Raw genomic sequence first — 7399 nt, 5'->3', positions numbered from 1 at the left:
TGGCTGCACCGATACAACCACCATCGACCCCATGAAGCCCTCGGCCGAATCCCTCCGGTCGAGTACCGTGTCAAACTGTTCCCCAACCTCTACTTCTGACTGGCTCAGGAATTCGAGGGGACTTCACAGCAAGGGCTGTACGTTCTCGCGGAAATGCTCCACCACCACGGCCACCTTCTGGCTGATGTTGTAGGGGTGCAGGCGCACCCAGCGCATCAGGCCTTTCATGGCCTCGCTGCGCTCAACCTCTTTCTCGTCCCATTCCTTGCCATTGTTGGCAAGCTTGAACGCCAGCTTGTACGGGGTGTAGTTCTTCAGCACATCAAGGATGAAGCCCTCTTCGATGGCCTGGCGCATGGAATAGATGTGGAACGGCGCTGGCAGGTTGCCCGGCCCGGCGGGCTGGTCGGGCTGCGGGCGTCGGCCAAACAGCTCCAGCGTTTTGGCCTTGGGCGTGGCGGTGAAGGCCACGTAGGTGATGCCCACATCGTTGGCGCGCGCCGCCATCTGCGCGGCCAGCAGGTCTTCGGTGCCCACCTCGCCGCCATCGGCCAGGTCTTTGAGTTCTTCAGCGCTCAGCAACTGCTTGAGCTTGAAGGCGGCTTCGCCCGTCTGGCTGCTGTGCGCCTCGTCGGCAATCACGGCAAAGCGCTTGCCCTGCGTGGCGGCCAGCTCCTGCACGGCCTTCAGGGCGAATGGAAAGGTCTGGATGGTGCACACCACGATCTTTTTGCTGCCACCCAGCGCCTCGGCCAGCTCGCCGCTTTTGCTGCCCGCCTCGCCCTTGATAGTGGCCACCACGCCCTTGGTGCGCTCGAAGTCGAAGATGGCTTCCTGCAACTGCGCGTCCAGCACATTGCGGTCGCTCACCACCAGCACGCTGTCGAACAGCTTGTGGTTTTGCGCATAGTGCAGGTCGGCCAGAAAGTGCGCCGTCCAGGCAATCGAATTGGTCTTGCCACTGCCCGCGCTGTGCTGGATCAGGTACTTGTGCCCCGGCCCTTCGGCCAGCACCGCGGCCTGCAGCTTGCGCGTAGCGTCGAGCTGGTGGTAGCGCGGGAAGATAAAGCCCGTCACCTGCTTCTTGCTGTCGCGCTGGGTGACGAGGTAGCGGCCAATGATCTCCAGCCAGCTGTCGCGCTGCCAGACCTGTTCCCACAAATACGCCGTGCGGTGGCCTGCAGGGTTGGGCGGGTTGCCCGCGCCGCCGTGGTCGCCCTGGTTGAAGGGCAGAAAGCGCGTGGTCGGGCCCTGCAGGCGCGTCGTCATCATCACCGTGCGGTTGCTCACGGCAAAGTGCACCAGCGCGCCGCCGGGGAACTGAAGCAGCGGCTCGGCAAACGGCCGGCCCTTCGGTCTAGGGATACGGTCAAAACGGTACTGGTCCACCGCCGCGTTCATGTCCTGCGTGAAGTCGGTCTTGAGCTCCGCCGTGGCCACCGGAATGCCGTTCAAAAACAGCACCAGGTCGATGATGTCGTCGTGGTTGGTGCGGCACTGGCGCACCACGCGCAGGCGGTTTGCTGCGTAGCGGGCTTGCAGGTCGGGGTTCATGGCCAGCGCGGGCTTGAACTGCGCGAGTTTGAGCGGGCTCTTGAGCCCCAGCAGGTCGATGCCCACGCGCAGCACTTCCAGCGTGCCCCGGTCGTCCAACGCCTTGCGCAGGCGATCGAGCAGCATGGCCTCGGCAGCAGTGCCATGGTTCTTGGTCAAAGCCTCCCAGGCTTGCGGCTGCGTGGCCTGCACCCAGGCCAGCAGGTCGGCGGGGTACAGGGCGCGGGGGGGGGTCGTAGCCGCTAGCGTCGCCCTCGGTGCCCGGCGGGGCGTAGAGCCAGCCATCGGATGCCAGGTGGTTGCAGATGTCTTCTTCAAAGGCGTGTTCGTGGTGCAGACTCATTGACTCAAGGCCCTCAATCTCTCAATAACCACCTCGGTGCGCTCTGGCTCGGCCAGCAAGCCCGGCAGCACGTTGGCGAAATCGGGGTGTGCCAGCAACTGGGCCAGCGCCGTCGCCACCGCCGCACGCAGTTCGGGCGGGGCCATGCGCATCTCGCTGGCCAGCTCCTCACGGCCATCGACGATATTCAACACATCCTCAAGATCATGGCTGCTCAGAAAATCGCCGCCCCCGCGGCTGGCGAAGGCTTCCAGCTTGGTGGCCACAAAGGCCGCCGCGCTCACAAGCCTGATCACCACGCCTTGCCCCAAATCTACGGGCACCGCGGTCTCTACCGCATACGGATACCAGCGGTTGGAAAAACCCAGCACCTCGGGCTGCACGGGCATCAGGTCAAAAATCACCCCCGACGCCTTGTGCACCCAGCGGCAAATCACCTCGCTGCTGACATCACGCGCAAATCCGCACGCCGCCACCGCCTCCTCGATGCGATGAAACCCGGCCCGGCTGGCATTGACCACCGCATCCACATCGCGGGTGGCGCGCACGCTGTCGGCCAGCGGGTCGGTGGCCAGCAAGCCCGCCACGGCGCCGCCGACAAACACGACCTGCTCGCGCAGTTCGCCCAGCGCCTGGGCAATCTGGCGCAAATGGGGCAGATTGGGGTCATTGGCCCGCATCGGTGCCTCCCGCGTCGAACTGATTCAGCTCCGCCTCCAGCAGCGTCGCTGCCAAGCTGCGTTCGCGTGCCCGCCCCACGCGCAAGGCATCCAGCAGCGCCAGCAGGCGGTGCAATGCCGAGTCGGCCAAGGCGGCCTGCGGTGCCGTGCGGTACAGGGGCGAGAGGGTGGGGCCCTTGGCGCTGCCGGTGGGGTGCGCCCAGACAGGCGCCTCGCCCGCAGCCACCGCCAGGTGGCTGGCCAGTGGCTCCGCGCCAAAGGCCGTTGGCACGCCACGTTTGACAGGCCCAGGGGTGGCCGGCCAGATGTAACGCACGCCGTGCACCATGAATTCCAGCAGATTGGGTTTGACCGGCGACCACTCGCCGCGTGCAGGTGCCACTGCCAAGCCGCAAGCCACCGCGCGTTTCACGCACGCGTGCGCTTCTGATGCGCTCATGGCAAGCGCCTCACCCAGCGCGGCATATGTCCAGTGCTGCGGCGGATGTGCCACCACCTTCAGCAGCACCAGCAGGTCTTGGGGTTTGAGGTCCATCAGAGGGGTATATTCGTTATTCGCGAATTGCGAATATCGCTGAAGGTGCGCCCCTTGGCAAGCAGCCGCCAGACGCGCCTGGTGGGTTGGTGCGCAGAAAGTGCAGCGCGGTGATGTTTTGAAAATTTAAGTGGAATCGGTATCAAGCCCTTATCTGGTAAGCGCTAGCAGCTATTGAATCAGGAGCATTAGCACCACCTGCCAGCCCCCGCACGTCGATCTGGCCGGTGACGGCGGCGGAGATCAGGGCGGTGCGGCGTTCTTGCAGCAGGGTGATGGTGGCGCGGGCTTGGGTCATCAGGGTGTCGAGCTTGGCGGTTTCTTTGTCCAAGAACTTCACGATTTGTGTTTGCTCATCCGGCGGTGGGTAAGCGAAGCGGTATCTGCGTAGTGCTTCGGCAGTCAGGTGGGCAATCGTTGCTTTGCCTTCCCCACCGGTGAAGATGCCGAGCTTCGCTGCCATGTTCAACACGTAAAACTGAAAGCGCGATGCATCACGGGCAGGCTGCCTGGGGCGCAACCGATGTAGTGCCTTTTGGTAGTAGCACTCTTCAAGTTCGCCGGTCCAAATGGCAGACCGACCAACTTCACCCCCTTCGCACACGAGAAGGTCGCCAGCGGTCAGGCTATACCGCACGATGTCGTCACCGGAAAAATCCATTTGAGGGAGATCTTCCGTGTTGATGCAATCCCATTGCACATCGACGTTGCGGAGATATGGCGCCAGATGTCTGCCGGTGATACGTTTTTCATCCAGCATCTTTCCCAGCAACACTTCATATCGGTAGTTCACGGCCACTACATCCCAATGCCCCGGCACCTCCCCCAGCCATTCCACGCCCGAGTCCTTCATCGGCACGTTCGGGTTCAGCCCCTTGTTCACGGCGTGGGAGATGACGGCCTGGCGCTATTCCTGCAGCAGGGCGATCAGCTTTTCCTGCTCGGCCACCAGCGCGTCGATCTTGGCGGTTTCGCGGTCGAGGAAGATGGCGATGGCGGTTTGTTCTTCGGGCGGTGGGAATGCTGCGCGCTCGTTGTAATACCGATCTTGGTCCAGGTTTTGAATGCCGGAGGTTTGGTTGATCGAACCGGTGGTGAGCCTTACGGCGTAGGCTGCAGCGTGTACGTAGCGCCAATAGGAGGAAACCATTCCGGGCTTCAACTGCACGCGTGCCACGAAGTTTGAGCACACGGCAGGGCGCTCATCGTCGTACAGAACCACACAGCCAACGGGCTGGTTTTCGCCACCGCCCGATTTTTCAAGAAGCAAATCGCCTTTGTTCAGCGTGCGTCCTTCGCGCTCCCGGCTGGTGACGTTCCGTATGGTGGGTTCCATTAATTCGACCCTGAGTTTTTGGCGGTCAAAGTCGGCAACCCGAACGCAAGGGATGTCGTTTTCATCACCCTTCGATTCGTCGCCCCAGATGCCATTCTTGGAGCTGACGATGGATGCTTTGAGGCGATCCACACACCAATGCACCGGCACCTCCCCCAGCCACTCCACCCCACTGTCCTTGCACTCCGGGTATCTCGGAAAACTCATGCTGTGCTGTCGCTCCGTGTCAGCCCGCTCCCTATCAGTTGTTGCAGCAGCCGGGTGTCGGCGCGGCGCACGCAGTCGATAGAGGCGCGGATGTAGTTGTTATCCACCTCGGGGTCGTCGCGCAACGCGGCCCCGTAGTCGATGGGGCCATAGCCGTTGGCAATGGCGATCAAGTCAAAAAACAGGCGCGTGATGCGTCCGTTCAATTCGTAAAAAGGATGCAAGGCAATCAGCTCGCCCTGGTAGTAAGCCAAGCGCTCGGCAAATCGCGACTTCGGCCATTGGCTTGCGCCTTGCAGAAAAGATTCGCGCTCCAGCTCGGCAAAGATGCGTCGGGATTCGGCTGGCACGAAGGCGGCCCGGCAGAACATGGAGCCGCCTTTGACCATGTCCTCGCTGCGGTAGCGGCCAGCCCAGTCGTACCGCGATTCAAAAGTGCGCCAGTGCAGCGATTGGAAATACGCCTCGTCCAGCCGCGTGTCGGGCTCCAGTTCCGACACAAATACTGCATACGCCTGCTGCAGCAATTGCGCCTCTATTGCTTGCAGCAGATCTGCGTCCTCAATGCTGAGGCGATTGATGGGCAAATCCGTGCCCGGCAGATAGATGTCACTTTGCCGGAACTGATACTTGGACACGCTTTTGCTCCATCAGCACTTTGGCCTTGGCCTGTACTTGCGGCAAAGGCGTGTTGCGATAGCCCTCGATGCGCATGGAGGTGCGCACCGCCTGGGCGAGTTGCTGCTGGAGTTGGGGGGATAGCTGCATGAGGGTCTCCTATCGGGAGGACAGGCCATTGTAGGGAGAGGGTGTGGCGGCAACTATCTAAAAAGACTCATGCCGACAGCCCCTTGATCATGTCCAGGATGCGGTCGGTGGTCTGCTTGAGTTCGGCGTCAATCACGGCCAGCGGGCGCGGGGGCTTGAACACGTAGAAGTGCCGGTTGAACGGGATTTCGTAGCCTACCTTGGTCTTGTCGGGGTCGATCCAGGCGTCGGGGGCGTGGGGCAGTACCTCGCGCTGGAAGTACTCCATCACGTCTTCGGTGTAGGGCACGTTTTCGGTGTCGCGCAGGCTGGCGTCGGGCTGGGGCTTGCCTTTTTGCTTGCCCTTCTGGCCCAGTACGATCTGGCCGTTTTCATCGCGCAGCGGGCGCTCGACGGTGATGGCGTGGTAGCCAAAGGCTTCGTTGTCGAAGATGCGGCTGATGGGGGTGCCGTCGTCGTCCTGCGCCTCGACAAAATCGCCAAAAAGGCGGGTGATGCGCTCAATGTGGGCGTCGCTCAGTTCCTTGCGCTTGGAGCCCAGGCTTTTGCGCATCTTCTGCCACATGCCGCTGGCATCAATCAGCTGCACCTTGCCCTTGCGTGCCGTGGGTTTGCGGTTGCTGATGATCCAGACATAGGTGCTGATGCCGGTGTTGTAGAACATGTCGGTGGGCAGGCCCACGATGGCTTCCAGCAGGTCGTTTTCCAGCACGTAGCGGCGGATTTCGGATTCGCCCGAGCCCGCGCCGCCGGTGAACAGCGGCGAGCCGTTGAGCACGATGCCAAAGCGGCTGCCGCCCTCGTGCGCCGGGCGCATCTTGGCAATCAGGTGCAGCAAAAACAACATGGAGCCATCGGACACGCGGGGTAGGCCGGGGCCGAAGCGGCCGTTGTAGCCTTGTTGCTCGTGCTCTCTGCGCACTTCCTTTTCGACCTTCTTCCACTCCACGCCAAAGGGCGGGTTGGAGAGCATGTAGTCGAACCGCTTGTGCGTGTGGCCGTCGTCGCTGAGGGTGTTGCCAAAGGCGATGTTGGCCACGTCCTGGCCCTTGATCAGCATGTCGGCCTTGCAGATGGCGTAGGACTCGGGGTTGAGCTCCTGGCCAAACACGGTGAGGCGCGCCTGGGGGTTGTGCTCGGCCAGGTATTCGCCCGCCACGCTGAGCATGCCGCCCGTGCCCGCCGTCGGGTCGTAAATGGTGCGCACCACGCCGGGCTTGCTGAGGATGTCGTCGTCTTCGATAAAGATGAGGTTCACCATCAGCCGGATGACCTCGCGCGGGGTGAAGTGCTCCCCGGCGGTCTCGTTGCTGATTTCCGCAAACTTGCGGATCAGCTCTTCGAACACCAGGCCCATCTGCATGTTGCTCACGGCCTCGGGGTGCAGGTCGATCTGGGTGAACTTTTATGCCACCTGGTACAGCAGCCCGGCCTTGGCCAGGCGCTCGACCTGGGTGTGGAATTCAAAGCGCTCGAACACATCGCGCACGGCGGGCGAGAAGGCCTGCACGTAGCTGAACAGGTTTTGCGCGATGTGGTCTTGGTCGCCCAGGAGCTTCTTGAGGTCCAGCGGCGAGGTGTTGTAGAAGCCCAGGGTTGTGATGCGGCGCAAAAAGGGCTCGGGGTTGACGCCCAGCTTTTCCTTGTCGGTCAGCTCGGCCAGCACGGCGGGCTTTGTGGCTTCGAGCACGCAGTCCAGGCGGCGCAGCACGGTGAAGGGCAGGATGACTTTGCCGTAGTCGGACTGTTTGTAATCACCGCGCAGCAGGTCGGCGACGGACCAGATGAAGGCGGAGAGGGTTTGTTGGTTCATACGATCGCGGAGACTGGCAAATTCTGACCGCGGGCAGTATGCCAGCGCATCGAAGGCGAATGCACGCAGCACTTCCCACATTTCCATCCCATGTTCCGCCCGAGGGCCAAGTCACGAGCTCTCTAATGAATGCAGTCGGTCACATGTTGCTGACCGCTATTCA

Annotated in this window: 6 protein-coding genes and 2 pseudogenes; all 8 read right to left on the bottom strand. The window is 62.1% G+C overall.

Going from position 1 to position 7399, the window contains the following annotated elements; genetic code table 11:
* Positions 1-126 precede the first annotated feature (126 nt).
* Positions 127-1897: pseudogene (locus AB7E35_RS07500) on the bottom strand (DEAD/DEAH box helicase family protein); the annotation flags it as partial.
* The gene (locus AB7E35_RS07495; RefSeq protein ID WP_428163308.1) at positions 1894-2577 is read right to left on the bottom strand and encodes a hypothetical protein; all 684 of its coding nucleotides are present in this window, start codon (positions 2575-2577) and stop codon (positions 1894-1896) included. The gene AB7E35_RS07495 and the pseudogene AB7E35_RS07500, both read right to left, overlap by 4 nt.
* Positions 2564-3112, bottom strand: coding sequence for a hypothetical protein (locus AB7E35_RS07490; RefSeq protein ID WP_428167337.1), 549 nt, complete (start codon positions 3110-3112; stop codon positions 2564-2566). Before AB7E35_RS07490 ends, AB7E35_RS07495 begins: the two co-directional genes overlap by 14 nt.
* A 142-nt stretch (positions 3113-3254) precedes the next feature.
* On the bottom strand, positions 3255-3995 hold the full coding sequence (locus tag AB7E35_RS07485; protein ID WP_428163310.1) for a restriction endonuclease subunit S: 741 nt from the start codon (positions 3993-3995) through the stop codon (positions 3255-3257).
* A 24-nt stretch (positions 3996-4019) separates the two neighbouring features.
* Positions 4020-4580 carry a restriction endonuclease subunit S gene (locus AB7E35_RS07480; protein WP_428167336.1) on the bottom strand — a complete coding sequence of 187 codons (561 nt, stop codon included), beginning with the start codon at positions 4578-4580 and terminating at the stop codon, positions 4020-4022.
* Positions 4581-4651: 71 nt separating this feature from the next.
* On the bottom strand, positions 4652-5293 hold the full coding sequence (locus AB7E35_RS07475) for a Fic/DOC family protein (protein ID WP_428163312.1): 642 nt from the start codon (positions 5291-5293) through the stop codon (positions 4652-4654).
* Positions 5265-5423, bottom strand: coding sequence for a hypothetical protein (locus AB7E35_RS07470; RefSeq protein WP_428163313.1), 159 nt, complete (start codon positions 5421-5423; stop codon positions 5265-5267). Before AB7E35_RS07470 ends, AB7E35_RS07475 begins: the two co-directional genes overlap by 29 nt.
* A 67-nt stretch (positions 5424-5490) precedes the next feature.
* Positions 5491-7236 (bottom strand): annotated as a pseudogene (locus AB7E35_RS07465) (type I restriction-modification system subunit M).
* Positions 7237-7399 lie beyond the last annotated feature (163 nt).

It is taken from the genome of Diaphorobacter sp. (assembly GCF_050251835.1).
GTDB lineage: Bacteria > Pseudomonadota > Gammaproteobacteria > Burkholderiales > Burkholderiaceae_C > JBFXIE01.
This window is presented reverse-complemented; position numbering and strand designations above follow the sequence as displayed.

What these genes read in the sequence shown, in the direction of transcription:
- AB7E35_RS07495 (WP_428163308.1), bottom strand. Translation starts at nt 2,577, where the DNA reads ATGCGGGCCAATGACCCCAATCTGCCCCATTTGCGCCAGATTGCCCAG.
- AB7E35_RS07490 (WP_428167337.1), bottom strand. Translation starts at nt 3,112, where the DNA reads ATGGACCTCAAACCCCAAGACCTGCTGGTGCTGCTGAAGGTGGTGGCA.
- AB7E35_RS07470 (WP_428163313.1), bottom strand. Translation starts at nt 5,423, where the DNA reads ATGCAGCTATCCCCCCAACTCCAGCAGCAACTCGCCCAGGCGGTGCGC.